Below are 26887 nucleotides of genomic sequence, written 5' to 3'. Positions count from 1 at the left end.
GGAAAGGTTAAGCGATGGCGCGGCCACCCAGCCGGCGCCCCGGCTATGACCGGAAGGCGCAATATGGCCTGTTTGCTGGCTACGTCGTTGCAGTGTCGGGTGCATGTATCGGCCTCCTGCTGGTAATCGTAGCCATGTTCGATCCGACGGGTTTTTCGGCGATACGCTCGGTTGCCGGTGAAATTACCCGACCCGTTTCGGCGACGCTCCGGCAACTGGTAAGCGGCGTTGGCACAGTGGATGAGCAGATCGTCGCCTATTTCCGCGCGGGATCGCAAAACGTCGGATTGCGCCGTCAGGTCGACGCCAATCGAACGCGCCTGATCGAGGCCGCCGCAATCGAACAGGAAAACATGCGGCTCAAGAAGCTGCTGAAACTTGTGGATGACGAGGAAGGCGAAGTCGTCGCCGCGCGCCTCATCAGTTCATCGTCCAGCAGCACGCGCCGCCTCGCTCGCCTCAATGCCGGACGGTTGCAGGGCGCGTATCCCGGCATGCCGGTGCGCGCGCCAGAGGGCCTGATCGGCCGCATCCAGACCGCCGGGCCAAACACCGCCGACGTGCTTCTTTTAAGCGACAGCCAAAGCATCGTGCCGGTCCGCCGCGCCAAGGATAATATCGCCGGCATCTGCACCGGCCTTGACGACGGATCGCTAGAAATCCGCTCGTTGAATGCGGGGAACATACCATTCCGGCCCGGCGACATCATGGTGACATCCGGTACAGGGGGGCTTTATCGTCCCAATATCCCGGTCGCGATTATCGTGCGCGTCGATGGGGACAAGGCCATTGCGGCACCGTTAGCAAACCCTGCGCGCGTAGAGGCTGTGATCGTTCAGCGGGCCTACGAGGCGACCGTCACGCGGCCCCCACCCGTCGTACCGACTGCTGACGCGGCGAACGCGGCCACCACAACCAGCGCGCCATGATACCGCAGGGTCCTCGCCTTGGCGGCAACCCTTCGCGCCTTCGCCTGGAGGGGACGCCGTTTATCACCGTCATGCTCGGCTCCATGCTGACGTCGCTGCCGATTATCGCGCAATCGCCGGTGCTGCCGCCCGTCGGGCTGTTGCTGCTGCTGTCCTGGCGGCTGCTGCGGCCGGAGCTATGGGCGGCATGGATTGCCCTCCCCCTTGGCTTCTTCGACGACATGATGACTGGGCAGCCGCTTGGCAGTGCCATGTGCCTTTGGACTATCACGATGATAGGCATTGACGTGGTGGAACGGCGCCTGATCTGGAGAGATTATTGGCAGGACTGGCTAATCGCTTCATTTGCGGTTATTTTCTGCACAATCGGTGGCCTGTGGTTTGCGCGGTTGACGGGCGGTGGCGGTACAATCGCGCTCGTGGCGCCGCAGATCCTCTGGTCTGTATTACTTTACCCCTTCGTCGCGCGACAATGCGCGTGGCTAGACCGCTGGCGCATCATGGCATGAAATTCCCGAAGTCGAACCGCAAGACTGTCACCGAAGCCAGCCAATCCTTCACTTTCACGCGCCGCGCCATGGTCGTGGGCGGCATTCAGGGCGGAATGGGGGCGCTTTTGGCCGCGCGCATGGCGTGGATCAGCGTCGCGGAGAACGAGAAGTACCAGCTCCTTGCCGAAAGCAATCGCGTCAACTTGACGCTGATCCCGCCCCGCCGGGGTTGGATAGTGGATCGCAATGGCCGTCCGCTAGCGAACAACCGGACCGATTTCCGGGTGGACATCATTCCCGACCGGCTGCGCGACAGGCAGGGTACGATCTCGACGCTTGCCAAGCTGCTGGACCTGCCAACGGACGAAGTGGAGCGCATTCAAGGCGATATCGACAAGGCCAGCGGATTTCAGCCTGTACAGGTCGCTGCAAGCCTAACCTACGATCAGTTCGCCGCCATCAGCGTCCGCCTTCCGGAAATGCCAGGCGTCGCGCCGACACAAGGGTTTTCGCGCTTCTATCCGGCCGGTGCATCGGTAGGCCATTTGCTTGGCTATGTCGGCACGGCTTCGGCGAAGGATTACGAGGAGAACAAAGACCCGCTGCTCATCACGCCGGGATATAAGTTAGGAAAGGACGGCCTGGAAAAGGCTTTCGATCACCATTTGACAGGGAAACCGGGAGCCAAGCGAGTTGAGGTGACGGCGCGAGGTAAGATCGTGCGAGAACTCACCACGCGGCCCGATCAGCCTGGACACAATATAAAATTGACAATTGACGCCGGGTTGCAGGACTTTGCCGGACGGCGACTGGCTACACAGTCGGGTTCCGTCGTCGTAATCGACTGCCGCAATGGCGATGTGCTGGCAATGGCTTCTATGCCAAGCTTCGATCCCAACAGCTTTTCCGATGGCATCAGCCAGTTGGAATGGGAAATGCTGTCGCAGGACGATCATATCCCGCTGCGCAACAAGACGCTGAAGGGCCTGTACCCGCCCGGTTCGACCGTGAAGCCGATGGTCGCGCTGTCGCTGCTGGAAGCAGGCATCAGCCCCAATGACAGCGTGAATTGCTCAGGAGCGCTTCGCGTCGGCAATACGCTGTTCCACTGCCACAAGCGCCGCGGCCATGGCGGCGTCAACATGGAACGTGCGATCGCCCAGAGTTGCGACATCTACTTTTACCAGATGTCTCAGCGCGTCGGCATGGATGTCATTGCCGACATGGCGCGACGTGTTGGCATGGGGCAGAAGTTTGCCATGCCCTTCCCCAGCCAAAGCTATGGCACGGTGCCAGATCCGGCCTGGAAGCTAAAGAAATACAACGAAAAATGGCAGGTTTACGACACAGTTAACGCGACTATCGGTCAGGGCTATATGCTCATCAACCCGATTCAGATGGCAGTGATGGCGGCACGGTTGGCTACGGGCAAAATGCTGATGCCGCATTTTCTGATGGACCAGAAACGAGCGGAGGCACAATCGATCGGCGTGTTGCCCGAGCACCTCGTGACGATCCGTCAGGCGATGAGCGCGGTAGTAAATGGCGGAGGCACTGGCGGGGCCGCACGTATGCAGATTCCAGGCGTCCTGCTCGCGGGAAAAACCGGCACCGCGCAAGTGCGCCGCATCACCATGGCCGAACGCCGCGGAGGCGTGCGGCGAGATGCTTCGCTGCCGTTCAACCTGCGCGATCATTCGCTTTTTCAAGGGTTCGCGCCCTTTGACAATCCCCGCTATGCAGTCGCCTGCATCCTGGAGCATGGCGGACATATGATCCGCAATCAGGATGCCGGCCCGATTGCCAGCGATACCTTGTCGTTCCTTTTCGATCCCAAGAAAGCCACGGAAAAGCTGGTGGCACTTGAGAAGGATTGGGGCGGCACTCCCGCCGAGCGCATGAGCGCACAGATGGCCACCTTCCGCGCCGCAAAGGGGCTGGAAACGACGCTCTCGCCCGAAGCCATGAACGCCGCTAACGCCACCGTCGCGACTGTTGCCAACTCCATGATGCCTGCTGAGAATACTGTACTGGAGCAACCGGATTGAGCATTATCCCCGCCCCAGTTGCGGCATTGCCATGGCGCGTCATGATCCTGCTCACGGCGATTGCACTGTTCGGCACCGTCGTCCTTTACAGCGCGGCGGGGGGCAGCATCACGCCATGGGCGATCAATCAAGGCGTTCGGTTCTGCATTTTCATGGGCCTTGCACTGCTGATAGCGCGGACACCGCTGTCCTTGATAAGCCGCCTCGCGTTTCCGCTCTACGGCGCGATCCTTGTATCACTGGTGTTAGTGGAACTGATCGGCGGGGTGGCTGGCGGAAGTCAGCGATGGATCAACCTGGGCTTCATGCAGTTGCAGCCATCGGAGTTCATGAAGCTGGCGATCGTGCTCGCCGTGGCGCAGTTCTACGCACGTCTGCCGGTGGGTGAAGTCCGGACATGGAATGCCATTTGGCCTGCGCTGGCACTGATTGGATTACCTTGGGCGCTGGTCCTGGTGCAGCCCGATTTAGGCACCGCAACAATGATCCTGGCAGGCGGCGTCACGGTCATGTTCCTTGCCGGATTGCCTCTGCGCCTGTTCATCGGCACGGCATTGGCAGGTGCGGCCATTATACCCATCGCGTTCAGCTTCCTGCACGATTATCAGCAAAAACGTGTCCTGATCTTCATGGACCCAGAAAGCGATCCGCTTGGCGCAGGCTACCACATCAGCCAGTCGAAGATTGCGATTGGATCGGGTGGCATCTTCGGCAAGGGCTTCCTGAACGGAACTCAGAGTCACCTCGATTATCTGCCCGAGGGTCACACCGACTTCGTTTTTGCCACCATGGCCGAAGAGTGGGGATTGGTCGGCGGCGTACTGCTGATCGCAGCGTTCCTGCTCGTGTTTCGCTGGGGCATCCGCGTTTCCCTGCGCACGGAGGACAAGTTCGCGCGACTGACCGCTGCGGGACTTACCACCACCGTGTTCTTCTATGTCGCCATCAACCTGATGATGGTCATGGGGCTGGCCCCCGTAGTAGGCATTCCCCTGCCCTTTATGTCCTATGGTGGTTCCTCGATGCTCACCGTCATGCTGTGCATCGGCCTTATCATGGCCATCGACCGATCGCGCCGCCAAAGCCGCCGCGACTGGAGTTGAGAATTCCTGTCAAGTAAATCCCAGAACGGCAATTTGCCACTTGCAAAGCGCTGCCAAAATGGTAATTGCCGCGCCCTGACCAACGGAACCGCCGATCTGCGGCGGGCCCTCCAGGCAATGTGGACGCATAGCTCAGTTGGTAGAGCAGCTGACTCTTAATCAGCGGGTCCTTGGTTCGAGCCCAAGTGCGTCCACCAAATTTCCTTAGCAAATACAAGAACTTACGCAGGAACGCGGGTCGCTCCAAGCGGCCATGCGTTTTGCGCTCTAGCGTATTTCTAGCGGCGCACGGGGCGGCTAGCGCCCTCACAGCAACGCCCCGCACCCTAGGGCACGAGGCGTTGCACAGCGTCAGGGAAGGAAACTGGACATTAAGACCGTCGATGGCAAGGATGGCGATATGAGCTGGCTCGACCCCGACGATTACACCTATAGGTTTAGATGGCAGTGCCAGCATAGCCTGGCAGCGCGCGCTCACGGAATGCATCAGGCAACTAAGGCGCAGAGATACGTTTCACAGTTGAGGAATGTTCACCGCAAGTTGCTGCGCGGGGAGGAGCTATCTTGGCGAGACTGGCGAAGACTTTTCCGAAGCCCGGCCGACCGTCATATGGATGGTCGCTGGATAATAGATCGCAGTAGAATGAGACTGGACTGCGCAATCGACAGAGGCGAGTCGACCGAAACCATCCGCAAGCGCGGTCTTTTCGACGTCCTTAGGCTCCACCAAGTTTATCGCGGCACATCCAAGCTTCGGCATTCGAAGTAGTCAAGGACTGCGGTGAGTGGCTTCGCCAGTGGCTGACTCTGCTGGTGCCGCCACGCTAGTAGCCATGCTGGCTCACCGTCAGCGAGCATATGCCACCGCAGACCCCGCTGGCCTCCCAAGCGCGAAGGGCATCAACAACGTCAAGGAAGTCCCTGTCCAGTGCGCCCGCGCTCACCGCCGAATATGCCCCATCGACAAAGGCGTCCCATGAACCAAACCAAATCACGATGGGCGATGGTCGCGGTTTCCGGCCCGCCTCTATCCGCTTCACGCGACGTTGGAGGGCGCGGAGGCTCATGTGGTCAGGTCCGGCGATCCACAGCACATGCCTCGGTGGGCAAGTTCAGGTGCCGATTGCGAAGGCCCTCGCGGATTTCCTTCTGCTTCACGCGGTCGATACGCTGGCGCTCCTCAAGGGAAACGTCAGCGAAGCCGTCTAGTTCTGCTGTCTTGTCAGTCATGATGTAATCACTTTCAGTTGGGTTAGAATGTCGTAGCAATCAGCGCGGACCTGCAAGTCGTCGCAGTCGCGCATCACCTCTGCGCATGTGGTGACCACAACGGCGCGCATGGCTCCGCGCTGCTGATCGTCCATGCTGGCGACCGCATCGCAGATGGGCTGGAAGCGCCCGGTGTTGCGGATGTCGCTGTAGCTGAGCGGGACGACATGGATGGGGTAGGCAAGCTGGTCCGCCATACTCACTGCCCATGCCACCGCAGCGTCGTAGTCGCTGATGGGCTGGTATGGCAGGTGGCGCACTGACAGCCTGCCGGGTTCGTCACCGGGCACCGTTAAGGACACGCGCACGAACACGTCGTCCGCTTCCGGTTCCTCCGTGATGACCCTGTTCCGCTGTGTGGTTATCGTCGTCATGAGCGGTCTCCGTCGGGGTATGGGTCAATCTGCATGGACGCCGTTCGCACTCGGCTTTTTTGCAAGCGGCGCGCAAAATGTTCGGAATTACCTTCGGGCATCGGAAGCCTCCTCAAGAGCCTCGATCCGAGCGGCCAGCTCCTCGGTCGCCCGAACGTCAGCCAGCGACTTGATGCTGTCGATGATGAGCCGCGCCACATCGGGGGCGAGTTGTCCCTGTGCTACGCCATCGAGCACGGCAGCAACCTGATCGCTGATCGGCGCGGTCGCATCGAACTCGAAGTTCACCTTCTCCGCCTGCGCCTTGATGCTGGGCAGGCACTTCGCCATCAAGATCGCTGCCGAGTTGCTATCGCCCTCCAGCGCCTTGCCGATCAGCACCGCCACAATGTTGCGCATCTCATCGAGCATCTGCTGTGTGGCCAGCAAGCGCCGATCTGGAATGCCCGCCGGTCGTCCCGAAGGGTTTGGCGATGGTCCGCCTGGCACCCATGAGGGGTTGCCGGGACCGCGAGGTTCCGATGGAACGGGCGGAGGCGCAGGCTTCCAATCGGTCCCCCACGGGGGTGTGATGTCGGTGTTCATCGAACTATCTCGATTTGATTAGAACAAGCGTCAGACCGGCACCGCGAAGCGTTCATTTGACGCCTTTACGCGATTGCGTATCTCCCCGGCCGTCCACGTCCGAGCGAGGGTGCGGCGACCCTGCCGGTCCTCATGATATTCCTCATGAACACCGACCGCCTTTTCGACTGCCTTCGTTAGAAGCTGATAGCGGTTGTTGAGCATGTCAGCCGCCGCGCGCATCGCGCGGATCTTCTTCGCTTCCACGGGGCGCTGGGCATTGTGCCAGTCGCGCAGATATTCCGCGTGCAGTTCCTCCGACAGACCCGAGAGGTAGCTGGGCGCACCGAGCACGGCGGTCGCGGTCGTCTCGTCGCCTGCCTCAATTGCCTTGCGCAGCGCGCCCATCCGCTTGCCATCGGTTTCGAGGCCCGCGAAGTGCTGCCGGATTTCGGTCGCCATCGCGCGGGAGGCTTTGCTCTCGACCGGCGCGTAAAGGTCTTTCTCCATTGCCGTGACATTGTTGTTGAGCGCATCGACCGCGCGTGACCACGAGCCATAGACCTTGCTCATCACCTTGTTGGCATGGTCATCTACAGCGACTAGCTGCTCAAAGGGGTTCAGCGAAGGATTGAGCGCAGCGCCTTCCTTGGCATTGTGAATAGACTGCAATGCCTTGAATGCGGCATCAACCGCCGTCTCGGTCTGACCGAGCAGAGGCCGCGTCTCGTCGTCGTAATCTGCAATCTCACCAGCGATGCCGGGGTGCAACGTAGGCGAAATGCGGGTGTCGGTATCATCGGCCATTTATCGAACTCCCAAGCTGGATGTGGCTAGACATTGGCTACAAGCTAGGGAGGCCGGTGGAGGTCATGCAAGGAATTATTTAGTTATTACAATCGCTTAGGTCGGTTCAGGCGCGACGGACTGTCACATAGCATATTTGTGGGTCAGCGATTTTCGGGTGATGACCACATGCAGACGGGCCGCTGTGCTGGCGCTGTAGCGGTGGCACGGGGTTGCCCTACCCCTGCTGGCGACGGTGCTGCTGCCGCACCCCAGCGCGGCCCGCAGTTACCCCCTCTCGTTGGCCTCAGCACTGGTGGCTGCGATGGGCTGTCCTCTAAAGAACGCCTCCATCGTGGCGACGGGGGTGTCGGTCAAACCTTCCTCGACCATACGCTGCTGAAAGCGCAACAGAGCCTCCACCATGCCGGGCTTCTCATAGAAGGGAGCGAACAACTCGACCCATAGCTCCAGCTCCTTCACCTCGGTGACCCTGTCGCGGTTCAGCAGCTTGGCCACAGCAATGATGCTCTCGGCGAACTTCGGATCGATAGCATCGACAGGTTCGGTCCAGCGCGGGGTGGCGTTCAGACAGTCAGTATAGAAGGCCAGTTGCTTGATCGCGTCGAGCATTGCGGTATGCTCACCGTCGATATCGGTTGCAGGTTTTAGGTCGATAAGCGTCCGCGCACCTTCAGCAGCCAAGGTCGGAATGATCCACTGAACATTCTTAGCTCGGTGGCTCCGATACTCCCTCCAACTCTTTTTGAGCGCAGCCTCTTCGGAGTGCAGTACGATCATCTTGATAATCTGAACCTTGCCCAGCTCTTCGATTGCCAGAATCGCCAGTCCAATAGCGGACGGGTGCCTTTCGGCACCGAGCAGCAATTCGGCATCAGCAATCAGACGGCTGGCGTTGGCCCGAGCAAGAGCGATCCCCTCGGCCGCCTGCTCGGGCGTCAAAGCGCCACGGTATTGGGTGATGCGCGAACTCATTGCAGACTATTACCACAACGACCTAGCGCGGCGGTAGCGCAGTAGCCGTTAGCGCCCCTCCTATACCCATACATACCCCAATACGGCTGAATATGGCTGGGACACCCTACTCTACACTAACGCACTAACGTAGTGTGTATTATATAACGTTTCCCGAGGATTTTCGCGGGACTGGGGCGTTAGCGCCGGTCGGGCTACGGCGGGCTATGTTAGCGGGAGGTCCACTTGGCGGGGTGGCTAGCGCGGCTAACGAAGCCACCGGCTGTAGCCCTGCCCTGTGGTCATTCAGGTCGAGCAAAGCACGCGATACCCCTGCCCGTGGAAACTGAACATCTCAACTAGCTTGTCCTTCTTCACCTCCATCAGATTGCCGTTATCGGTTGCCGTCTTGATCGCCATGTTGAGCGCGGGGGTATGGCGCAGCTTGTGACCCTCGAATGCGGCGAGGCGCTGAGTGCGCTGCTGGAGGTAGCGGCGCGGCACGATGTTCGCGTCCTGCATTGCTTTACCATTCTTCAGCCAGCCCGGCAGTTTGTCCGGGGGCAGGAATTGGAACTCCCGGCAAAGATCCATCACCTTCCGCTCGCGCCCTCCGGCCGTGCCTTCGCCAACCTCGCCCGCGTCGATGCGTTTGAGGAAGGCGGCGTTGCCGTGCCGGACTAGCGCGATCGCCCATTCGACCTGTTCCAGTGTCACCTTGGGCGCGAACGGCTGATCGCCAACCGCCAGCAGTGTGGTCACCCTGAGCGCTTTTAGGTGCGCCCGCTCCACAACTGGCGCAGTCGTTCGTCATCGCCCGCCTCGTTGATATGACGGTCGCACTCATCACGGAACGCGTCGAGCCTTTGCTTTGCGTCTGGCAGTGGCGGCACTGCACAGAACACTTGCCGAGTCCGCATGGTCGTGGCGTGCTGCGCGATCCCAGCCAGCCATTTGACCATCTCGACAGGCGGCACATGCTGGGGCGCGGGGTTCTCCGGGGGACGGTCGCCCTCATACTGGATCACGAGGAAGCGCGACATGAAACCATCGCTCATCATCTCATCGGTGATAGACTGATAGAATGTCCCCGGCGTCGTCTCGCCAACCAGACTATATGCAACCGCTTCTGCCGACTGGATGTTGTTGTCCTGGCTGCTGTAGCTGAGGCCACCAACGATGCCGCTGGACCCTGACTTGCTATAGAGGTCGGTCAACGTCTTCCGCAGGCTGTTAAGCGCGCTCTCCTTGCCCTTCGACATGGCCAAGAACTTGTGGCCAATCTCGCCCATGATGTTCAACAAGCATGGATGAAGGTTGATACCCTTGATGAGTGCGGGGCCTGACGCATATTCGCTGAAGTCGAAGGCATCCCGTGCGGCCGGGTGATGGGCTTCCACCGCACGCATGACGGTAGCGATCCCGGTGTGCATGGCCTCCTTGCCGACAGCGGATCGAGCGACCAGCACAATATACAGGTTGAGACCGCTGTTCGTGAACGTGGTCCACTCGCGACCGGCCAGCCCCGCCATGATCCCAAGTGCTGCCACAACGGCGACCTCGCGAACGGGTCGGATAGCGTGCTGCAAGATGTATCCCGCTAGGTAGCCGACGAACCCCGGTGGCATGGGTAGCACCCCCTGAGAAGCGGCCTGTCGCATAGCTTCAGCGGGCGTGGGCGCGAGGAACGCCTCAATGGCCTCGCGTTCATTGTCATCCATGATGAGCCTCCCGCCGGGTCGGGCTACCAGTCAATCTGCGGGCCAAGCCAGTCACACTCCGACTATTTTTACGCGGCGCTGAATTTTGCAGGAAAACATTCGGGGATTGCGGACCCTCAGCGGGGGCTAGTAAATTGCTGGTGTTCACATCGATACTCCAGCGGCAGGATTGGCACTCCTGCCGCTTTTCATGACGGGATGGGATTAGGCCGCAGCCTGTTCGCTGGTGCTCTGCTTCGCCCCGGAGGCGAGCCAGCGCAGCACGTCGAGTTCCGCGTACCAGACGCGGCGCGTGCCGGGCGGGGAGAAGAAGCGCGGCCCTTCGCCTCGGAAGCGATACTGCTCAAGTGTATTGAAGTGCACGCCAAGGAGCGCGGCGGTCTCCTTTGTGTCGAGCGGGCGGCGCTGCGGGACGTAGGCGAACAGCTCGCAGAGCTGGTCGAAAGTCATTTCGCTCATGGTTCAACTCCACGCGCTGCAACCTAGCGCCGGGGTGAACACTCCACTGTGGAGCCGATAGGCAACCGGCCCGCCCTATCAAGGATAGTAGCGGGCCAGCAAGCTAGTTATAGCGCAAACAAAAGCGCCAGTGTTGGATAAAATTACGCTGCCTTTACCCAAGGAGGAGGCGAAGATTTCCGCCAGAACGAGACTATAGCTTCTCGGTTCCCCGTCCATGGCAGCGGTGTGGTCATAAATACGTAGATCGAGTCGTCTTCTTCCATTGCAAACGATTGCTCAACCGTCACTACGACCGACTCTATTTTCGATTGCGCTTCTTTCACTGAACTTCTCCACTCAGAAGCTCGATCCGCGAATGCCAATAAAAAAGGCAGACGGATGAGCGATTGCTTCATCAACGCCTGCCTTGCGGCTGTTTCCAACGCTCGGTGCGAGCGTCTGGCTGTGGGTGTTCGCTTGATAAGTCGATTCGACCAAGAAAAGCAACGGCAGATTTTTAATCCGTAAACCGATCAGGGGGCGATTTGACATTCGCCGGCTAGGACCGATTTGCTCAGGATAGTTCGATTTGACCGACCAAGACCAGCCTCGCTGTAAGGCGGCGTGGGGCACGATCGGTACTGGGCCGCCCCTAACCCGGCAGCGACCCCGGCCTCACCCCTGTGCGCGAGGCTGCGCGGCCTACCGCGTGCATCACCCTGCGGCGTGCAACGGCACCACGTTCCTGCTGGCTGCGATAGCTGCCTGCTGCTCGATCCAGTCGCCGACCTTCTGCACCTCGGGCGTGAGCCAATCGAGGCGAGCCAGGTCCAAGTAGGAGCGCGAGGTAACGTCATCGGACGCAGGCTTGTGGCCAGTCAGGAGGTCCGTGCGGAACTTCTCAATGAGGCATTCGCGCATTGCGATGTTTGTGAACGTGCGGCGGAGGTCGTGGAGGGAAAGGTGTTTCCCAGCGATCTCGCCAATCGTCTCCATCGGAGCGCGCGCGTCCATTATGCGGCCGGTTTTGCCCCATGATGGGAACACGAATGGGCTTTCCTTGCCGTCCTCCAGTTTGAGGCGCGGGCGCGACTTGAGCAGCGCGACGGCCTGACTGCTGAGCGGAAGCCAAAGCGGATCGCCGCGCTTGCGGTCGTCCAGATGCCACCAGCAGTTCGACGGGTCGTGGTCATCAATGTTCACGCGATCCCACGTTAACGTCGCCATCTCATCCCGGCGCGCGCCGGTCAGCAGTCCGAAAATGGTCAGGTCCACCGAGGCCAGCGCCTCGTAACCCTGCACCTCGCCGCGCATCTCGTGCAGCCGGTTCCAGACCGCGCCGATCTTGCGCTTGTCGATATACCGCTCGGTGCGCGTGCCCAGCTTGGCCCAATGGTGCTTGAGCGCGTCCACTGGATTGTCGCTGATTAGCGGCTTCCCGTCTGCCTGCCGGTATTCGTCTATCGCGAAGCGGATCAGGATGCGGAGCGTAACGAAGGCGGCATTGGCGCTCGCAGGCGCAGCTTTCTTGCCCTCAAGACCGCCCTTCACCAGCGCAGCATGGCGCTCCTTCACCATGTCACGGGTGATGCTGGCGAGGGGCAGCGGTGCCCACTTGGCGAAGGTCTTCTCTACATGGCGGCGATACTCGCGCGCAGTGCTGTCCTTCATCTTGCCCGGACGACCGACATACGCCTCAAGCACGTCTTGAAGGCTGACCTTCATGGCGGCGTCTGCCTTGACCACAGCGCGCGGGTCGATCCCCTCGCGCATGTCCTGCAACACCTTCTGCGCCCGCTTGCGTGCGGCGTCCTCGGTGAGCGTGCCGTATGGGCCGAGCGTGAACTGGATCGACTTACCGGCGACCCGTCCCATGACGATGAACACCCGCTTGCCCTGCTCGGAGACGCGCAGACCGTAGCCCTTCACGCTGTCATCCCAATGGACCGCATAGCCCTCGGGGGGCGGTGCCACCTTGTCCACGAAGGTCTTAGTAATCTTGGCCATACTGCTCCTTGGCTGCTAGATTCTAGCATATTTCTAGCAAGGAGCTTACAGCTACGACAAGGAACCACAAAAAAGCAAGGGCGAAAACAGCGCAATATCAATGGTTACGTCTGCTAGAACAAGCTAGAGCAATCTAGCGCAAGGGCATGATTCCAAAACTCTTAATCAGCGGGTCCTTGGTTCGAGCCCAAGTGCGTCCACCATTTTCGAGCAGAAAATAGCCACTTATATGGTGTCCTGATTTGGTCAGCCGGGACTGAATTTTGAGCTCAAGCGTATCTCTAGCCTTTGGGCATTTACTGCTTGAGCTCAAGGGTTGCCCGGCTGGCTTGAAGAGCCATATTCCTCGCAAGGGGATGTTGTAGAGCTAAACTCGATTAGCGCCGAGACAGTGACTCAGTCGCCAGGCGAAGACGCTGAGGCATATGCTCATCAGCCGAGAAAGTTACCTCTGCGTTGGTTCAAGGGCGCTCGACATCTTGAAGAACCTTCGATGTCTGCATCGTGAAGAGTATCCTCAAGGTGAAGGAGTATTCTCAAGCGGTTTTTATGAGGCGACCTGCCGTTTATGAGCTTGGGGGCAAGTTCTGGCGGAGACGTCTGCCTACGGACCAGCCTGGCAGGCAGCAGTAGGCTGCGAGCTATGCCCGCTCCCATGCGACATCGGTCTCCCCAGCGCGCAGTTCGGCGGTAACGTCAATCATGTTGGCCGCCCAGCGCGTCGCTCTCGATATCGGGTGGCAAGTCGCGCTCAACTCACTAGTCAAACGTCCTGTAAATGGCGTCGAGGGCGATGGTTTCAGGTTCTCAGTTCGCTATTTACCTGCTCGTCATCCGCAACTCATAACGTACCTGCATCTGATATAATGTTATCAGGCTGCCAATGCTATTGGGGAACGCTTGCTGCGGGGCATTGGCTTTGGTCGCGACTCACACCCTGTTCATCGGCGAGGTCAGCCGCATCGTGAACAATCCGTCCATCAATCCCCTCATATGGGTGGATAGCAGAATGGCTTCAGCCTGCCCGTTGGACTGGGCCATGCCGTATCGCCCATCAGTCCTGGACTCGCCTTAGCTGCTATCCCTTGCACTGCACACGGGCGGGGGTCGAGACTGGGACATACACCGGGCACCATACCCTGGGAACAGCTCACAGTAAGCCGCAGGTCTTGAGGCCGCCGCCTCGAAAACACTCAATCGACTTGAAACGCTTGTACCTCAGGCTCCGATTGTGGTCAGGCTCAAGTGTCCGGAAGGTCCGCTCGACGGTGCAGACCATCGATAAGAAGAGAAACCATGCGCTTAGCATGATCGATTTCGCCGTTACTCGCGGGCGTTGCGAGACGCAGGGCCGCGTTCAAAAGGTCGGTGGCGTTCACATCGCACCGTATTACCCCACTGTGCATCGCTGCGTTGAGCAGCCCACCCAATGCCGGCGTGATCTGACCGAAGACGAAATCTGGAAGCGACTGATAGGCGGGATCGCCAGAGTGGAGAGCCGGTCCCAACCCACGTTTGGTGGCGACAAAATCAACGAGGCGGTTCATCCACGACGCAAGCGCTTCGCTCGGTCCCGATTCCTCGGCCAAGCTGGAGGCCGCTTCCACCAAAGCATCGACTTCGCGGCGGATAATAGCTTTTATAAGGTCCGATCGTTGCGGAAAGTGACGATAAAGCGTGCCGACGCCGACCCCCGCCTTCGTCGCAACCGTCCGCATTGGTGCATCGACACCCAATTCGGTAAAAACGGCCATCGCGGCTCCCAGCAGCGCATCAACATTGCGGCGCGCATCAGCCCGAAGCGATGGGCCTAATTCACCGATTATACCTTTTTCGCCGTCATGCCCCATCATAATTCCTTGAGCGTATTGCTAAACGGAACATTGTTCCATATAAACGGACACATGTTCCGTTTCAGAGGATGTAATTCATCCGGCGGAATTTTGCCAGAGCCACATCAGGAGATTTGACATGCACTATCGTCCGCTCGGCCGCACCGGCATCAAGGTCAGCCCCTACTGTCTGGGCGCGATGATGTTTGGAAAAATGGCCAATGGAGATCATGACGAGTGCGCCCGTATGGTTCACAAGGCGCTCGATACGGGCATCAACTTTGTGGACACTGCCGACGCTTACAGCCGCGGCGAATCAGAAGAGATCGTTGGGAAGGCGCTTAAGGGGCGAAGAGACAGCGTGGTACTCGCCACCAAGGCGTATCAGCCCATGAGCGATGATCCGAACGATCGCGGCGGATCGCGGCGCTGGCTGACGCGGGCAGTCGAAAACTCGCTGCGGCGGCTGCAGACCGACTATATTGACGTCTATCAACTTCACCGTCCTGTCCCGGATACCGATATTGAGGAGACATTGTCGGTGCTATCGGACCTGATGCGCGAAGGAAAGGTGCGCGCCATCGGCGCATCGACTTTCCCCGCTGCTGACATCGTGGACGCGCAGTGGGTCGCCGAGCGTCGTGGTCTTGCGCGTTTCCGTACCGAACAGCCGCCCTACTCGATCCTCAATCGCGCAATTGAGCGCGACGTCCTGCCCGCGTGCCAGCGGTTTGGCATGGGTGTTATGTCTTGGAGCCCGCTGGCAAAAGGGATGCTTACGGGCAAGTATCGCCAGGGCGAGAAAACACCTGACAGCATGCGCGCGAAATATTTCCCGACTGCGATGAGCGACGAAGCCAGTCTCGATAAAGTGGAGCAACTCATCCCGCTCGCCGAGAGCGCCGGCATTTCGCTGATCCACATGGCGGTCGCCTTCGTCGTGGCGCATCCTGCTATTACGTCAGCCATCATGGGGCCCCGCACGCCCGAGCAGCTCGACAGCTATCTGGCGGGAATAGAGGTGGTGCTGAGCGACGAGATACTCGACAAGATCGACGTGATCGTACCGCCGGGGACCGATGTCGCTCCGTTGGAGGGCGCAGCCTATGTTCCGCCTTCGTTAGCCACGCCATCGCTGCGACGCCGACCGGTAGCGGAGCGAGCAGCCGGATAACGCGCCTCGTTTCTTAAACTCTTTCGTAAGGTCGTCTGCTCTGCCGCTTTCGAGCTAGGAGCCGGCGGCCATCCGCCGCCCGGGCGCTGTGAACTCCACAGAGCGGTCTGCGGAAGTTCGGGAATAGCTGTCCGCGCAGGCTGTCGTCATCTCCATCATGTTTAGGCTCGTCGATTTCGCGAAGCACCGTGGGCGGCACGATTCGCTCACCCTTGGCCTTTGCGCATGCGCTCCAAACCAGCTGTTCACCTGCATCGGTCCTAGCGGCTTCCAGGTTCAGCCTTGATTGGGGCGGCGCTGATCGTGGCGGGAGTTATCGTCAGCGAAATAGGGTTCCGTACTGTGAAGTTGACGCCCGAACGGGAATCATTTCCCCTCGGCCATCTCGATGCCCCTGTCCCGCGCAGCGATGAGCGTGTCAGCCAATAAACGGTTCAGAGCGTCGTCCTGGTCCAGAACGTCCATGCCCTTTCGCGTCATTCCGCCGGGACTGGCAACCCGATCCGCTAGCGCGGCCGGACTTTCGCTCGCCTGAGTCGCCAGCGTAGATGCACCTTGCACCGTGGCGAGCGCGAGGCGCGCGGATTGCACGGGTTCAAGCCCTATCGCTTCCCCCGCTTTTGCGAGCGCATCGATGAAGCGGAAGAGATAGGCCGGGCCGCAGCCGGACAGCGCCGTGACGAGATTGAATGCGTTCTCGTCCTCGACCCATTCGACGAGGCCTAGCGGCTGCATCATATCCGCCACATGGTCGCGCGCATCGGGCGCGGTCGCACTGTCAGCATAGAGAGCGCATACGCCCTGCCCTACTCCCACCGGCGTATTCGGCATCACGCGCACGACATTCTCAGGCGCCGGGAAGTAATCGCGCAGCGTTGTCGTAGTGGTGCCTGCCAGCATCGACACCAACAATATGTCCGCGCCTAGCAACTTCGCGAAGCTGTCCGCCACAGCGGAAATCTGCTGCGGCTTCATGCCCAGCAGGACCATTGTGCCAAGAGGCAGAGTGTCCGGGGCGGCGCTCACTACCTCAACACCCGGTGCGACGGGCTTGCCACTCGGACGGAACACCGTCACCGAAGCCGGATCAAGGCCGCTATCGAGCCAGCGCGAGAGCATGGCTCCCGCCATGTTTCCGCACCCGATCATGAACAGATGCGAAGGCCATTGCGTCATGGTGAAATCTCCGAAGGGAGCAGCATTCCCGATCCCGCAGAGGCAGATCGAGGTCTTATGCTTCTCCGCGTGTCTCGATAAGGCTCGCGCTGATGGCTTCGGACGGGGATTTTCCGCCCCACAGGACAAACTGGAACACAGGATAGAAGCGCTCGCACTCGTCCAGCGCAGTCTCGACCAATATTTGCGCCTGATCCAAGGTCATGCTGTCGCCCTGCCCCAGCAGCGCGCCATGCCGGAACAGCACGATACCGCTCGACGACCAAAGTTCGAAATGGCCAAGCCACATCTGCTCGTTGATCAGGCCGATCGTCTCGTAGATCGCGGCGCGCTTGTCGTCGGCGACCTTGATATCGGGTAGCGCGAGGAGTTGGAGAACCTGATCCTCCTCCCGCCAGATCGCGCGCAATTCATATTGCGCCCAGCTTCCCTGAGTGGTCGCGGCGATCTCATCTTCACCGGCATGTTCGAACGACCAGCCATGCGCCTCGAAATAGGCCGCCAGCATGTCGATCGGCGCAGCTTCCTGCTCGCTATTTTCGAATTCGTCGCTGTCCATCACTTCACTTACGTCAATTCGCCTCAAGCGCCAAAGCCCGCCCTAGCACCCAAGCCCGGCAAAGGACAGGCATCAGCAATGGCTCGTGAAGCCGAAATGTAGTAATTGTGGACGGAATGTGGATAACTACAAGCCGCTGCCAGCTTAGTCGGCAAGAGGCGGCTTCTTCGCCCCAACCTTCGCCTTGACGCTCGTAGGGGTCTTGCCTTCCAGCGCATCAATGCGCGCTTTCAGCAATTCCACTTCTTCGCGGGCGGCGGCGGCGAGCGCCTTTACCGCATCGAACTCTTCGCGGGATACGACATCGAGCCCACCGACCCACTCTTTGGCCTTTTCGCGCGCATTCGCTTCGAATTCGCGGCCGACGCCCGCAATCGTTCCCGCAGCGCCATTGATCAGCTTGGCAAGGTCATCGAACAGACGGTTTTCGCTTTGCATAGGTCACCTGTAGCAATTGAAGGCGCGCGTGGCTTATGCCAGCAACACGCTATATCTGGGTACTCAACGAGGGCGCGGCAAGGGTCTCCGCGTCCGGGTTGAGCCGGCCAATGTCATAGTTGAGACCGGCGGCAAAGCCGAGCCAGCACAGATAGGGCACCATCAACCACGCCGCCGCCTTGCGAATACGCCCGAACAGCACCGTCGTGACGGTCGCAAGGACTAGGATCGCTACGATCAGATAGAGCGCAGCATCAACCTTATGCGCCGCGAAGAACAGGGGCGACCAGGCAAGATTGCCGCCAAGCTGCACCACGAACAAAGCCACCGCAGTCCACCGCCCCTTCGCGCGACGCGCGTCTAGCACCATCGCCAGCGCGAGCGCCATAAGGACATACAGGATCGTCCACGCAACGCCGAAAGCCCAGCCCGGAGGCATCGCTGCGGGCTTGGTCAAGGCATCGAACCAGGGATTGCCATATCCGCTATTTGCAAGACGTCCGGAGAGAAAACCCAGGAAAACGACTGTAGGAACTATGAAAAGCGCCCATCGCAAGTAGGAGAGCCGCAACTGACCCTTCGACGCGATTTCATTCATCCGCGGCTATTCCCTCATATGCGCGGCGCGGATGCGCCGGTCACCATTTTCTAGCCGGACACGGAGAAATGCTCAGGACGACTCCTAAGTATCGAATCCGGCAGATGTGCGTTGGTGTGCGGTGAAACACTTCGTCGCGCAACCCGCGAATAGGCAGTGGTTCAGTATAGCACAGTCACGGATGGCCCGACTCGCGCGACGCAGCCATCAGAAATTCGATATTTCCCTCAGGTCCGGTGATCGGGCTGGGTACGATCCCGACCACTTGCCAGCCTAGCGTCTGTACCCACTCTGCCGCAGCGTCACACACGCGCTGGTGGATGGCCGGATCGCGCACGACGCCGCCCTTGCCCACTTCTTCACGCCCGGCCTCGAACTGCGGCTTGATGAGGGCGACGAGGCGCGCATGGTCCGCCGCGAAGCTCAGCGGGCGTTCCAGCACCTTGGCCAGCGCAATGAAGCTGGCATCGCACACGAACATGTCGATGGGTTCCGGGATATGCGAGGGCGTCAGGATGCGGGCGCTGGTCTGTTCGTGAACAATCACCCGCGGATCGTTGCGGATTTTCCACGCGAGCTGGTTGGTGCCGCTGTCGACGGCGTAGACTTTCGCCGCCCCGTTGGTGAGGAGGACATCGGTGAAGCCGCCGGTCGAACTCCCCACGTCCATCGCCACGACGCCGGTCACATCCCACTGGAAATGCGCGAGAGCATGGGCGAGCTTGATACCGCCCCGTGATACCCAGGGATGATCGCGGCCCCGCACATCGAGCGGCGCATCCTCCGGCAATTGCTGCCCCGCCTTCTCGATCTTCCGCTCGCCCGTGAAGACGATGCCTGCAAGGATCAGCGCCTGCGCGCGGGAGCGGCTTTCCACCAGCCCGCGATCGACGAGCATCTGATCGGCGCGCTGCTTCGCCATCAGCTTATGAGCGCCGTCAGGGTGGCTGGAGTCAGGACTTGCGGCAGGGTCTGCGCATCCTTGCCCGCAGGATAGAACAAATAGAGCGGCACGCCCGAGCGGCCCTGCCCTTCCAGAAAACGGCCGATGGCGGGGTCGCTGTTCGTCCAGTCGCCGACCATGGTCACGACGCCGGCCCTATCGAATGCACTCGCGACCTCCGCACGGTCGATCGCGCCTGCCTCGTTCACCTTGCAGGTGAGGCACCAGTCGGCGGTGAAGTAGAGGAACACGGGCTTGCCCTGCCCGCGCAGTTGCGCGAGGCGCGCTTCGTCGAACGGGACCGCCGTGCCTGTGGCTTTTGCTTCGGCTTTGCCCGGTTGAGGAAGGGCGGCAATCCCTCCGGCGAGGACGACGACCGTCGCCAAAGCCACCGCCCAGACCCCGCTCTTCCCTGCATGTTGCCGGCCACCCAACCACCATAGCAACAGCGCCGTGGCCATCGCGGCGGCAATGCCGATCGTCATGCCGCCGATGCCGAGTTGCTGACCCAGCAGCCATGCAAGCGCGAGCGCCGTCAGGAACATCGGAACGGAAAGTATATGCTGAAATCGACGCATCCACGGACCCGGCTTCGGCATCCGCGCCCGGATGGCAGGCACGAAGGCAATGGCGAGGAACGGCAGCGCCAGTCCGAGGCCTAGCCCTGCGAAAATCGCCAAAGCCGCGCCGACCGGCAGCACCAGCGCCGCGCCGAGTGCCGCGCCCATGAACGGCCCGGTGCAGGGCGTCGCGACGAATGCCACGAGCGCACCCGTCCAGAAGCTGCCCTGCACGCCGCCCTTCCCCGCGAGCGCACCGCCCGCGTCGATTGCGCGCAACTCGAACAGTCCGGCGAGATTGAAGGCGATGGCCGTGACCAGCAACAGCAGGCCGAGGATGATGCGGGGGTCTTGCAACTGAAACGCCCACCCCACCGTAGCGCCGCCCGCGCGCAGGGCGAGCAGCACGCCGCCCAGCGTAAGGCAGGCGGCGATGACGCCGAGCGCATAGGCGACGGCCTCCCGCTTCGCGACGCGGGGATCGCCGCCAGCTTTGGCGAGGCTCAGCGCCTTGAGACTGAGGATCGGGAACACGCAGGGCATGATGTTGAGCAAGATGCCGCCCAGCAACGCGCCGCCCAGCGCGAGAAATACTGCCGAAGCCTCGCCACCCAATGTGTTGGATGTTGCCGCGGGCACAACTCCGGGCGTGGCCGTCAGCGCGAATCCCACATGGGGCGCGGTTCGCAGCACGCCCGCGACCGGCCCCTTCAAAGCGGAACCAGCCGCCTTGGTCTCGATGATCAGGGTATCGCCGTCGCGCGTGACTTTCTGCGCGCTGGCAAAAGCAATCGCGCCTTCCTTCAGCGGGAAGAAATAGGCGTCGGCTAGCGGGGCCGCGGCCGGATAGGGGATCGCCATCCGATACTGTCCGTTATCGATGGCAAACCGCCCTTCGCTGCCAAGCGGACGCGGCAAATGCGCGCGATAGCCGTCAAATGCTTTCCGTCTCTCCGCCCCGACTCCACCATCGCCAACGACCAGATCGAGCGCCAAGTCGCCGCCGCCGGGAACGCAAATCTCGCGCGTGCAGGCGAGCCAATCGCCTCGCGCACGGATCGGCAGGGGATCGCCCGCCTTCATCGTCGCAGGCACATTCAGCGTCACAAGGATCGCGTAACGGCCCTCATAGACATAGTTCATCAGGCCCGAAATCATCAGCGTTTCCGGCACCGGATGGCGCAGCGGCCCCGCCGTGACTCCCTTCGGAAGCGTCCACTTCACCGTCATGCCGATGCCAGCATCGCCCGGATTTTCCCAATATCCATGCCAGCCCGGCTTCGGCGTCATGACGAAAGCGAGCGTGACGGGCCTGCCCGGTGCGGGGCTGCCGCTCTCCGCCTCCAGCTTAGCCGCGATGTTCGGTTCGCCACCGCCGAACGCGCCGATCTGCGCCATCGCGGGCGCAGCGACGAACAGGCTCGCCAACGTCATCAGGAGGACATAAATGGTTCGCATTGAGTCTCGTAAGCGACGTGGCGACAGGGAACTATTCGCCTGCCCGCGCGGCGCGGTTGAGATGCCTTTACTTTCATTCCGGGCAAGAAAGAAGAGACTTGCCGCACGTCGCCGGATAGCTGGCGAAAGACTGATCAAGGAGTTCCCCATTGCGTCGCCTCATTCTCGCTTCGACTGCCCTTGCAGCGCTTGCCATCGGCTTGCCCGTTTCGGCGCAATCGCCTGCTCCTGTTAGTGCGGCGCCATCGACCCCGCCCAAGCTGATCGTCGCGATCTCGATGGATCAGTTTTCGGGCAATTTGTTCGAGGAGTATCGCCAGCATTTCACCGGCGGCCTTGCGCGGCTCTCGAACGGCGTGGTCTTCCCGCACGGCTATCAGAGCCATGCCGCCACGGAAACATGCCCAGGCCACAGCACGATCCTTACCGGCAGCCGCCCGTCGCGCACCGGCATCATCGCCAACACCTATTTCGATCTGTCGATCGCACGCAGCGACAAGGCGGTTTACTGCGCCGAAGACGAGACGCAGCCGGGCAGCAGCAGCGGCGACTATGTGGCGTCGCCTAACCATCTGCTCGTGCCGACGCTCGGCGGGCGCATGAAGAAGGCGAACCCGGCGACCCGCGTCGTTTCCGTGGCGGGCAAGGACCGCGCGGCAATCATGATGGGCGGTTCGACTGCCGATCAGCTCTGGTATTGGGGCGGCAAGAACTATGTGGGCCTGAAAGGCGTAGCCGAAACGCCGCTGGTGGCGAAGGTGAATGCCGGAGTCGCGACGTTGCTCGCGCAGGATCGCCCGCCTATGGAACTGCCCGACTTCTGCGCGCCAAAGGACGTCGCCATCGACATTGGCGGCGGCAAGACCGTCGGCACGGGACGCTTTGCGCGCGCCGCTGGAGACACGAAGGCGTTCCGCGCTTCGCCCGAGATGGACGCCGCGACCCTCGTGTTGGCGGCGGCGCTGATCGAGGATATGGGCCTTGGCAGGCAGGCGCAGACGGACATAATTTCCATCGGGCTCTCCGCGACCGATTATGTCGGCCACACCTATGGCACCGAAGGCACCGAGATGTGCCTGCAAGTGGCGACAGCGGACCGGGAACTCGGCGCATTCTTCGATCGGCTGGACAAAAGCGGCGTCGATTATGAAGTCGTGCTGACCGCCGACCATGGCGGACATGACCTGCCGGAACGGAACCGCCAGCATGGCGCTCCCGACGCGCAGCGGGTCACCGAAGCGCTGGCACCGAAAGCTTTAAGCGCAGCGATCGGCGCGAAGCTGGGGCTGAGCGGGCAATTGCTCTATGGCGACGGCGCGGCGGGCGATTTCTACATCTCGAAGGCGTTGACCGCGCCGCAGCGCGCGAAGGTGAAGGCCGAAGCGCTGGCGATGATCCGTGCGCAGCCGCAGGTGGAGGCGGTGTTCACCGCCGAGCAGATCGCAGCGACGCCCTCCCCCTCCGGCCCGCCCGAGCGCTGGTCGCTGATCCAGGAAGCGCGGGCGAGCTATTATGAACCGCGTTCCGGCGATTTTCTGGTGATATTGAAACCCCGCGTAACGCCGATCTCCGACCCGACCAAGGGCTATGTCGCGACGCATGGCAGCCCATGGGATTATGACCGGCGCGTGCCGATCCTGTTCTGGCGCAAGGGCATCGTGCCGTTCGAGCAGGCGCTGGGCGTAGAGACGGTGGACATTCTGCCAACGCTGGCGGCGCAGATTGGCCTCGCCGTGCCGAAGAACGAGATCGACGGGCGGTGCCTGGATATCGACGCGACGGCGGGGGATAGCTGCGCTGGCCGGTAAGGCGCTTATCGGCGGTCGGTTATCTTGATCCCGGCCGCCAGCTTGTTCGCGCCGATGCGCACGCGATCGTCGGTCCAGTTGGCGACGAAGGTGCTCTGCCGCTGGACGCCGGGCACGAAGGACGCGCTGTTGCCACTTACTTCCAGCGCGGAGGAATCATGCGCGCGGCCTTCCGGGGCAATGGTGATGAACGCGGACCAGTTGTCCATGTCCTTCCCCTGCACCATCTCGTTGCCGTTGATCGTGCCCGCCGCGCCATTGGGCAAGTCGATCATGTAGTTGGTGAGGTGGCCTTTGCTATCATCGAAGCTGTTGTCGCGGATCGTCACACGGGCGGCGCGGCTTTTCAGATAATGGCCGCCATTGCCGGCTTCGAAGCGCGAGCGCGTGACGGTGAGGCTGCCATATTGGCCAATGTAGATGCCGTGCGCGCAATCCAGATCGCGATCACAGCGTCCGAGGTGTGAGAAGGTCGAGCGGTCGATGCGGACGGTGTGGGCCTGATCGTCAGCGCTGAGGATGCCCTCCTCGCTATTGCGGAACAGGCTGTTGTCGACGGTGAGATCGCCCTTTTCAAGGCGGATGCCCGCACCGTTGCCGTCGGGCACGCGCATGTTCTGGAAGATGATCCCGTCCACGCTGGCGGACTGTCCGCGCAGGACGAGCGCCGCCTTGCCCTCGCAAATGCCGCCGTCGAAGATCGCCTTGCCGGGCGTGGCGGAGCGATAGGTGATCGCGCCTTCGGTCTGCACCGCGCAGTCGCGATAGGTGCCCGGTGCAATGACGATCGTGCCGGAACCGCCGCCAATGGCAGTGACGGCGTCTGCCAGACTGCCGAACCCGCTTCCGCTCTCCGCTACGACGAAGGGACCGCTCCGCTGTTGCGCTAGCGCAGTGGAGGCGAGGGCCGTGACGATCACAAGGGCTATGGCTGGCAATTTCATGTCGCCACCATAGCGCGTGATGTCAGTTCCTATCCAATGACTTAACCATCTTTCCTGTTAACCATTGGGAGCAATGCCTAGTCGAGATTGGGGCGCAGCCAGCGCTCGGCAGTCGGCACATCAACGCCCCGCCGTGTCGCATATTCCTCAAGCTGATCGCGGCCAACGCGCGCGACGCCGAAATATTCCGACTGCGGATGACCGAAGTAGAAGCCGCTGACCGCCGCCGTTGGGAGCATCGCAAAGCTGTCGGTGAGCGTGATGCCGGTGTTATGAACCGCGTCCAACATCTTGAACAATATCGGCTTCTGGCTGTGATCCGGACAGGCAGGATAGCCCGGCGCAGGGCGAATACCGCGATATTGCTCGCGCACCAGCGCTTCATTGTCGAGCTGCTCGCCCGCCGCATAGCCCCACAGATCGGTGCGGACATGCTTGTGTAGCCGCTCGGCGAAGGCTTCGGCCAGACGGTCCGCCAAAGCCTTCAACAGGATGTCCGAATAATCGTCGTAATGCGCTTTGAAATTGGCGAGGTGCGGCTCGATGCCATGTCCTGTCGTTACCGCAAATCCTCCGATCCAATCGCCGTCATGGCTGATGAAGTCGGCCAGGCACATATTGGCCCGGCCTTCCCGCTTGGCGATCTGCTGGCGCAGGAACGGCATGCGGATATGCTTCTCATCCTCGACATGGATGATGACATCGTCGCCCTCACGGCGGCACGGCCAAAGCGCAGCGACGCCCTTAGCGACCAGCCACTTCTCCTCGATGATCCGATCGAGCATCTTCTGCGCATCGGCAAACAGGCTGCTCGCGCTTTCGCCGACAACCGGATCGGTCAGGATAGCGGGATAATTGCCCGCCAACTCCCAGGCGCGGAAGAATGGCGTCCAGTCGATATACTCGCGCAGGTCCGCCAAGTCCCAATTGGGGAAGGCATGGACGCCAGGATTGATCGGCGGCGGCGGCTTCAGCGCCTCGTCAATCTCGAATGCATTGGCGCGGGCGTCTTCTATACTGATGAGCGCGCTCTGCGCCTTGCCCGCGCGGGCGATGCGGACATGCTCATACTCATCGGCGACCTTCGCCACGAAATCGTCACGCTGGGTATCGCTCACGAGTGCGGTTGCGACACCCACGGCGCGGCTGGCATCGAGAACATGCACGACCGGCCCAGTGAAAGCCGGCGCGATACGCAACGCGGTATGCACCTTCGACGTAGTCGCGCCGCCGATCAGCAACGGCATCGTCATGCCGGAACGCTGCATCTCCTCGGCGACCGTGACCATCTCGTCCAGCGACGGCGTGATTAGTCCGGACAGACCGATCATGTCCGCATTATTCTCGTTCGCCGCCTGAAGGATCGTCGTCCAGGGCACCATGACGCCCAGATCGACTACATCGAAGCCATTGCACTGAAGCACCACGCCGACGATGTTCTTGCCGATATCATGCACGTCACCCTTGACGGTCGCCATGATGATCTTGCCCTTGCCCTTGGCGCCGGGTTCCTTCGCGGCCTCAATGTAAGGGAGCAGATGCGCGACGGCTTTCTTCATCACGCGCGCGGATTTCACGACCTGCGGCAGGAACATCTTGCCCGATCCGAACAGGTCGCCGACAACATTCATGCCGTCCATCAACGGACCTTCGATGACTTCGATGGGCCTGGCGAACCGCAATCGCGCTTCCTCAGTGTCGTCGACGACATACATGTCGATGCCCTTGACGAGCGCATGTTCGAGGCGCTTTTCGACCACCCATCCGCGCCATTCCTCGGCGGCTTTTTCGGCAACCGCGTCGGTACCGCGATATTTCTCGGCCAGCGCGATCAGGCGATCAGTAGAGTCTTCGCGCTTGTCCCAGATGACGTCTTCACACGCCTCACGCAGTTCCGCATCGATGGCGTCATATACGTCGAGCTGGCCCGCATTGACGATGCCCATGTCCATGCCCGCCTGAATGGCGTGGTAGAGGAAGACGCTGTGCATCGCGCGGCGGACGGGTTCGTTGCCGCGGAAGCTGAACGACAGGTTCGAGACGCCGCCCGAGATATGGCAGTGCGGGCAGCGCACCTTGATCTCGCGGCATGCCTCGATGAAGTCGATGGCGTAACGGCGATGCTCGTCAATGCCGGTTGCGACGGCGAAGATGTTGGGATCGAAGATGATGTCTTCGGGCGGAAAGCCGATGCCGGTCAGCAAGTCGTACGCGCGGCCGCAGATTTCGACTTTGCGTTCCTTGGTGTCCGCTTGGCCCACTTCATCGAACGCCATCACGACCACGGCAGCGCCATACGCCATGCAGAGGCGCGCATGATGCAGGAAAGCCTCCTCGCCTTCCTTCATGCTGATCGAATTGACGATAGGCTTGCCGGACACGCATTTTAGCCCCGCCTCGATCACGCTCCATTTCGAGCTATCGACCATCAGCGGGACGCGGGCGATGTCCGGTTCGGCCGCGATCAGCTTGAGGAACGTCGTCATTGCGAACTCGGCGTCGAGCAGGCCTTCGTCCATGTTGACGTCGACGATCTGCGCGCCGCTCTCCACTTGCTGCCGCGCGATTTCGACGGCGGCCGTATAGTCGCCCGCCATGATGAGCTTCTTGAACTTCGCCGATCCGGTGACGTTCGTGCGCTCGCCTATATTGACGAATTGGGCGGTGGCAGGCTGGTTCATTCAGGCAA

26 protein-coding genes and 1 tRNA gene are annotated in these 26887 nt (G+C 61.0%); 7 read left to right on the top strand and 20 right to left on the bottom strand.

Annotation, left to right across the window (positions count from 1 at the left end; all coding sequences use genetic code 11):
* Positions 1 to 14 precede the first annotated feature (14 nt).
* From mreC to C1T17_RS09530, 5 genes are all read left to right on the top strand, one after another.
* Positions 15 to 929: a rod shape-determining protein MreC gene (mreC, locus tag C1T17_RS09550; protein WP_104953245.1), complete on the top strand. Its 915-nt coding sequence runs from the start codon at positions 15 to 17 to the stop codon at positions 927 to 929.
* Positions 926 to 1438 carry a rod shape-determining protein MreD gene (locus C1T17_RS09545; protein ID WP_104953244.1) on the top strand — a complete coding sequence of 171 codons (513 nt, stop codon included), beginning with the start codon at positions 926 to 928 and terminating at the stop codon, positions 1436 to 1438. The genes mreC and C1T17_RS09545 overlap by 4 nt, the downstream gene beginning before the upstream one ends.
* Positions 1435 to 3468 (top strand): penicillin-binding protein 2, encoded by a 2034-nt coding sequence (gene mrdA / locus C1T17_RS09540; protein ID WP_104953243.1) that lies wholly within the window; start codon positions 1435 to 1437, stop codon positions 3466 to 3468. Before C1T17_RS09545 ends, mrdA begins: the two co-directional genes overlap by 4 nt.
* Positions 3465 to 4571, top strand: coding sequence for a rod shape-determining protein RodA (rodA, locus tag C1T17_RS09535; protein WP_104953242.1), 1107 nt, complete (start codon positions 3465 to 3467; stop codon positions 4569 to 4571). The genes mrdA and rodA overlap by 4 nt, the downstream gene beginning before the upstream one ends.
* Before the next feature lie 121 nt (positions 4572 to 4692).
* Positions 4693 to 4768 (top strand) — tRNA-Lys (locus tag C1T17_RS09530).
* A gap of 627 nt (positions 4769 to 5395) precedes the next feature.
* Here C1T17_RS09530 and C1T17_RS21295 read toward each other — a convergent pair.
* From C1T17_RS21295 to C1T17_RS09470, 12 genes are all read right to left on the bottom strand, one after another.
* The gene (locus C1T17_RS21295; protein ID WP_104953240.1) at positions 5396 to 5638 is read right to left on the bottom strand and encodes a hypothetical protein; all 243 of its coding nucleotides are present in this window, start codon (positions 5636 to 5638) and stop codon (positions 5396 to 5398) included.
* 4 nt (positions 5639 to 5642) lie between these two features.
* Positions 5643 to 5801: a hypothetical protein gene (locus tag C1T17_RS21290; RefSeq protein ID WP_189338564.1), complete on the bottom strand. Its 159-nt coding sequence runs from the start codon at positions 5799 to 5801 to the stop codon at positions 5643 to 5645.
* A complete protein-coding gene (locus tag C1T17_RS09515; protein ID WP_104953239.1) occupies positions 5798 to 6214 on the bottom strand; it encodes a hypothetical protein in 417 nt (138 codons plus the stop codon). The genes C1T17_RS21290 and C1T17_RS09515 overlap by 4 nt, the downstream gene beginning before the upstream one ends.
* 87 nt (positions 6215 to 6301) lie before the next feature.
* Entirely contained in the window at positions 6302 to 6799 is a 498-nt protein-coding gene (locus C1T17_RS09510; RefSeq protein ID WP_223262883.1) for a hypothetical protein, read from the bottom strand.
* A 30-nt stretch (positions 6800 to 6829) separates the two neighbouring features.
* Positions 6830 to 7585, bottom strand: coding sequence for a hypothetical protein (locus tag C1T17_RS09505; protein ID WP_104953238.1), 756 nt, complete (start codon positions 7583 to 7585; stop codon positions 6830 to 6832).
* 267 nt (positions 7586 to 7852) lie between these two features.
* A complete protein-coding gene (locus C1T17_RS09500; RefSeq protein ID WP_104953237.1) occupies positions 7853 to 8560 on the bottom strand; it encodes an AbiV family abortive infection protein in 708 nt (235 codons plus the stop codon).
* A 285-nt stretch (positions 8561 to 8845) separates the two neighbouring features.
* Positions 8846 to 9301, bottom strand: a complete 456-nt coding sequence (locus C1T17_RS09495) for a hypothetical protein (protein ID WP_145958984.1) — start codon at positions 9299 to 9301, stop codon at positions 8846 to 8848.
* Positions 9302 to 9312: 11 nt separating this feature from the next.
* Positions 9313 to 10260, bottom strand: a complete 948-nt coding sequence (locus C1T17_RS09490) for a hypothetical protein (protein WP_104953235.1) — start codon at positions 10258 to 10260, stop codon at positions 9313 to 9315.
* Positions 10261 to 10464: 204 nt separating this feature from the next.
* Positions 10465 to 10719, bottom strand: coding sequence for a helix-turn-helix transcriptional regulator (locus C1T17_RS09485; RefSeq protein WP_104953234.1), 255 nt, complete (start codon positions 10717 to 10719; stop codon positions 10465 to 10467).
* Between the two features lie 339 nt (positions 10720 to 11058).
* Positions 11059 to 11253 (bottom strand): hypothetical protein, encoded by a 195-nt coding sequence (locus C1T17_RS09480; protein ID WP_104953233.1) that lies wholly within the window; start codon positions 11251 to 11253, stop codon positions 11059 to 11061.
* Between the two features lie 162 nt (positions 11254 to 11415).
* A complete protein-coding gene (locus C1T17_RS09475) occupies positions 11416 to 12708 on the bottom strand; it encodes a tyrosine-type recombinase/integrase (protein WP_104953232.1) in 1293 nt (430 codons plus the stop codon).
* A 1241-nt stretch (positions 12709 to 13949) separates the two neighbouring features.
* The gene (locus C1T17_RS09470) at positions 13950 to 14561 is read right to left on the bottom strand and encodes a TetR/AcrR family transcriptional regulator (RefSeq protein ID WP_223262882.1); all 612 of its coding nucleotides are present in this window, start codon (positions 14559 to 14561) and stop codon (positions 13950 to 13952) included.
* 118 nt (positions 14562 to 14679) lie between these two features.
* On the opposite strand from C1T17_RS09470, the gene C1T17_RS09465 reads away from it, so the two are divergent.
* Positions 14680 to 15714 carry an aldo/keto reductase gene (locus C1T17_RS09465; protein ID WP_104953231.1) on the top strand — a complete coding sequence of 345 codons (1035 nt, stop codon included), beginning with the start codon at positions 14680 to 14682 and terminating at the stop codon, positions 15712 to 15714.
* Positions 15715 to 16080: 366 nt separating this feature from the next.
* On the opposite strand, the gene proC is transcribed toward C1T17_RS09465, so the two are convergent.
* The 6 genes from proC to C1T17_RS09435 all read right to left on the bottom strand — a co-directional run bounded on the left by proC (position 16081) and on the right by C1T17_RS09435 (position 21446).
* Positions 16081 to 16890, bottom strand: coding sequence for a pyrroline-5-carboxylate reductase (gene proC, locus C1T17_RS09460; RefSeq protein WP_104953230.1), 810 nt, complete (start codon positions 16888 to 16890; stop codon positions 16081 to 16083).
* Between the two features lie 55 nt (positions 16891 to 16945).
* Positions 16946 to 17452: a YbjN domain-containing protein gene (locus C1T17_RS09455; protein WP_104953229.1), complete on the bottom strand. Its 507-nt coding sequence runs from the start codon at positions 17450 to 17452 to the stop codon at positions 16946 to 16948.
* Positions 17453 to 17593: 141 nt separating this feature from the next.
* Entirely contained in the window at positions 17594 to 17887 is a 294-nt protein-coding gene (locus C1T17_RS09450; protein WP_104953228.1) for an accessory factor UbiK family protein, read from the bottom strand.
* Positions 17888 to 17936: 49 nt separating this feature from the next.
* Entirely contained in the window at positions 17937 to 18485 is a 549-nt protein-coding gene (locus C1T17_RS09445; RefSeq protein ID WP_104953227.1) for a TspO/MBR family protein, read from the bottom strand.
* A gap of 175 nt (positions 18486 to 18660) precedes the next feature.
* Complete coding sequence (locus C1T17_RS09440; protein ID WP_104953226.1) at positions 18661 to 19407, bottom strand: TlyA family RNA methyltransferase; 747 nt, start codon at positions 19405 to 19407, stop codon at positions 18661 to 18663.
* On the bottom strand, positions 19407 to 21446 hold the full coding sequence (locus tag C1T17_RS09435; protein WP_104953225.1) for a protein-disulfide reductase DsbD family protein: 2040 nt from the start codon (positions 21444 to 21446) through the stop codon (positions 19407 to 19409). Before C1T17_RS09435 ends, C1T17_RS09440 begins: the two co-directional genes overlap by 1 nt.
* Before the next feature lie 161 nt (positions 21447 to 21607).
* Here C1T17_RS09435 and C1T17_RS09430 point away from each other — a divergent pair, with 161 nt between their 5' ends.
* Positions 21608 to 23254, top strand: a complete 1647-nt coding sequence (locus tag C1T17_RS09430; RefSeq protein WP_104955118.1) for an alkaline phosphatase family protein — start codon at positions 21608 to 21610, stop codon at positions 23252 to 23254.
* Positions 23255 to 23259: 5 nt separating this feature from the next.
* Here the strand turns inward: C1T17_RS09430 and C1T17_RS09425 are convergent, their stop codons facing one another.
* Both C1T17_RS09425 and metH read right to left on the bottom strand, forming a co-directional pair.
* Complete coding sequence (locus tag C1T17_RS09425) at positions 23260 to 24198, bottom strand: right-handed parallel beta-helix repeat-containing protein (RefSeq protein ID WP_104953224.1); 939 nt, start codon at positions 24196 to 24198, stop codon at positions 23260 to 23262.
* A 77-nt stretch (positions 24199 to 24275) separates the two neighbouring features.
* Positions 24276 to 26879, bottom strand: coding sequence for a methionine synthase (gene metH / locus C1T17_RS09420; RefSeq protein ID WP_104953223.1), 2604 nt, complete (start codon positions 26877 to 26879; stop codon positions 24276 to 24278).
* Positions 26880 to 26887 lie beyond the last annotated feature (8 nt).

The sequence above is a fragment of the Sphingobium sp. SCG-1 genome, assembly GCF_002953135.1.
In the GTDB taxonomy this organism is placed as follows: Bacteria; Pseudomonadota; Alphaproteobacteria; order Sphingomonadales; family Sphingomonadaceae; genus Sphingobium.
This window is presented reverse-complemented; position numbering and strand designations above follow the sequence as displayed.

Bases quoted from the DNA above. Each gene is read 5' to 3' on its own strand.
- mreC (WP_104953245.1), top strand. From the start codon at position 15: ATGGCGCGGCCACCCAGCCGGCGCCCCGGCTATGACCGGAAGGCGCAA.
- C1T17_RS09545 (WP_104953244.1), top strand. From the start codon at position 926: ATGATACCGCAGGGTCCTCGCCTTGGCGGCAACCCTTCGCGCCTTCGC.
- mrdA (WP_104953243.1), top strand. From the start codon at position 1,435: ATGAAATTCCCGAAGTCGAACCGCAAGACTGTCACCGAAGCCAGCCAA.
- C1T17_RS21295 (WP_104953240.1), bottom strand. From the start codon at position 5,638: ATGAGCCTCCGCGCCCTCCAACGTCGCGTGAAGCGGATAGAGGCGGGC.
- C1T17_RS21290 (WP_189338564.1), bottom strand. From the start codon at position 5,801: ATGACTGACAAGACAGCAGAACTAGACGGCTTCGCTGACGTTTCCCTT.
- C1T17_RS09515 (WP_104953239.1), bottom strand. From the start codon at position 6,214: ATGACGACGATAACCACACAGCGGAACAGGGTCATCACGGAGGAACCG.
- C1T17_RS09510 (WP_223262883.1), bottom strand. From the start codon at position 6,799: ATGAACACCGACATCACACCCCCGTGGGGGACCGATTGGAAGCCTGCG.
- C1T17_RS09505 (WP_104953238.1), bottom strand. From the start codon at position 7,585: ATGGCCGATGATACCGACACCCGCATTTCGCCTACGTTGCACCCCGGC.
- C1T17_RS09500 (WP_104953237.1), bottom strand. From the start codon at position 8,560: ATGAGTTCGCGCATCACCCAATACCGTGGCGCTTTGACGCCCGAGCAG.
- C1T17_RS09490 (WP_104953235.1), bottom strand. From the start codon at position 10,260: ATGGATGACAATGAACGCGAGGCCATTGAGGCGTTCCTCGCGCCCACG.
- C1T17_RS09485 (WP_104953234.1), bottom strand. From the start codon at position 10,719: ATGAGCGAAATGACTTTCGACCAGCTCTGCGAGCTGTTCGCCTACGTC.
- C1T17_RS09480 (WP_104953233.1), bottom strand. From the start codon at position 11,253: ATGTCAAATCGCCCCCTGATCGGTTTACGGATTAAAAATCTGCCGTTG.
- C1T17_RS09475 (WP_104953232.1), bottom strand. From the start codon at position 12,708: ATGGCCAAGATTACTAAGACCTTCGTGGACAAGGTGGCACCGCCCCCC.
- C1T17_RS09470 (WP_223262882.1), bottom strand. From the start codon at position 14,561: ATGATGGGGCATGACGGCGAAAAAGGTATAATCGGTGAATTAGGCCCA.
- C1T17_RS09465 (WP_104953231.1), top strand. From the start codon at position 14,680: ATGCACTATCGTCCGCTCGGCCGCACCGGCATCAAGGTCAGCCCCTAC.
- proC (WP_104953230.1), bottom strand. From the start codon at position 16,890: ATGACGCAATGGCCTTCGCATCTGTTCATGATCGGGTGCGGAAACATG.
- C1T17_RS09450 (WP_104953228.1), bottom strand. From the start codon at position 17,887: ATGCAAAGCGAAAACCGTCTGTTCGATGACCTTGCCAAGCTGATCAAT.
- C1T17_RS09445 (WP_104953227.1), bottom strand. From the start codon at position 18,485: ATGAATGAAATCGCGTCGAAGGGTCAGTTGCGGCTCTCCTACTTGCGA.
- C1T17_RS09440 (WP_104953226.1), bottom strand. From the start codon at position 19,407: ATGGCGAAGCAGCGCGCCGATCAGATGCTCGTCGATCGCGGGCTGGTG.
- C1T17_RS09435 (WP_104953225.1), bottom strand. From the start codon at position 21,446: ATGCGAACCATTTATGTCCTCCTGATGACGTTGGCGAGCCTGTTCGTC.
- C1T17_RS09425 (WP_104953224.1), bottom strand. From the start codon at position 24,198: ATGAAATTGCCAGCCATAGCCCTTGTGATCGTCACGGCCCTCGCCTCC.
- metH (WP_104953223.1), bottom strand. From the start codon at position 26,879: ATGAACCAGCCTGCCACCGCCCAATTCGTCAATATAGGCGAGCGCACG.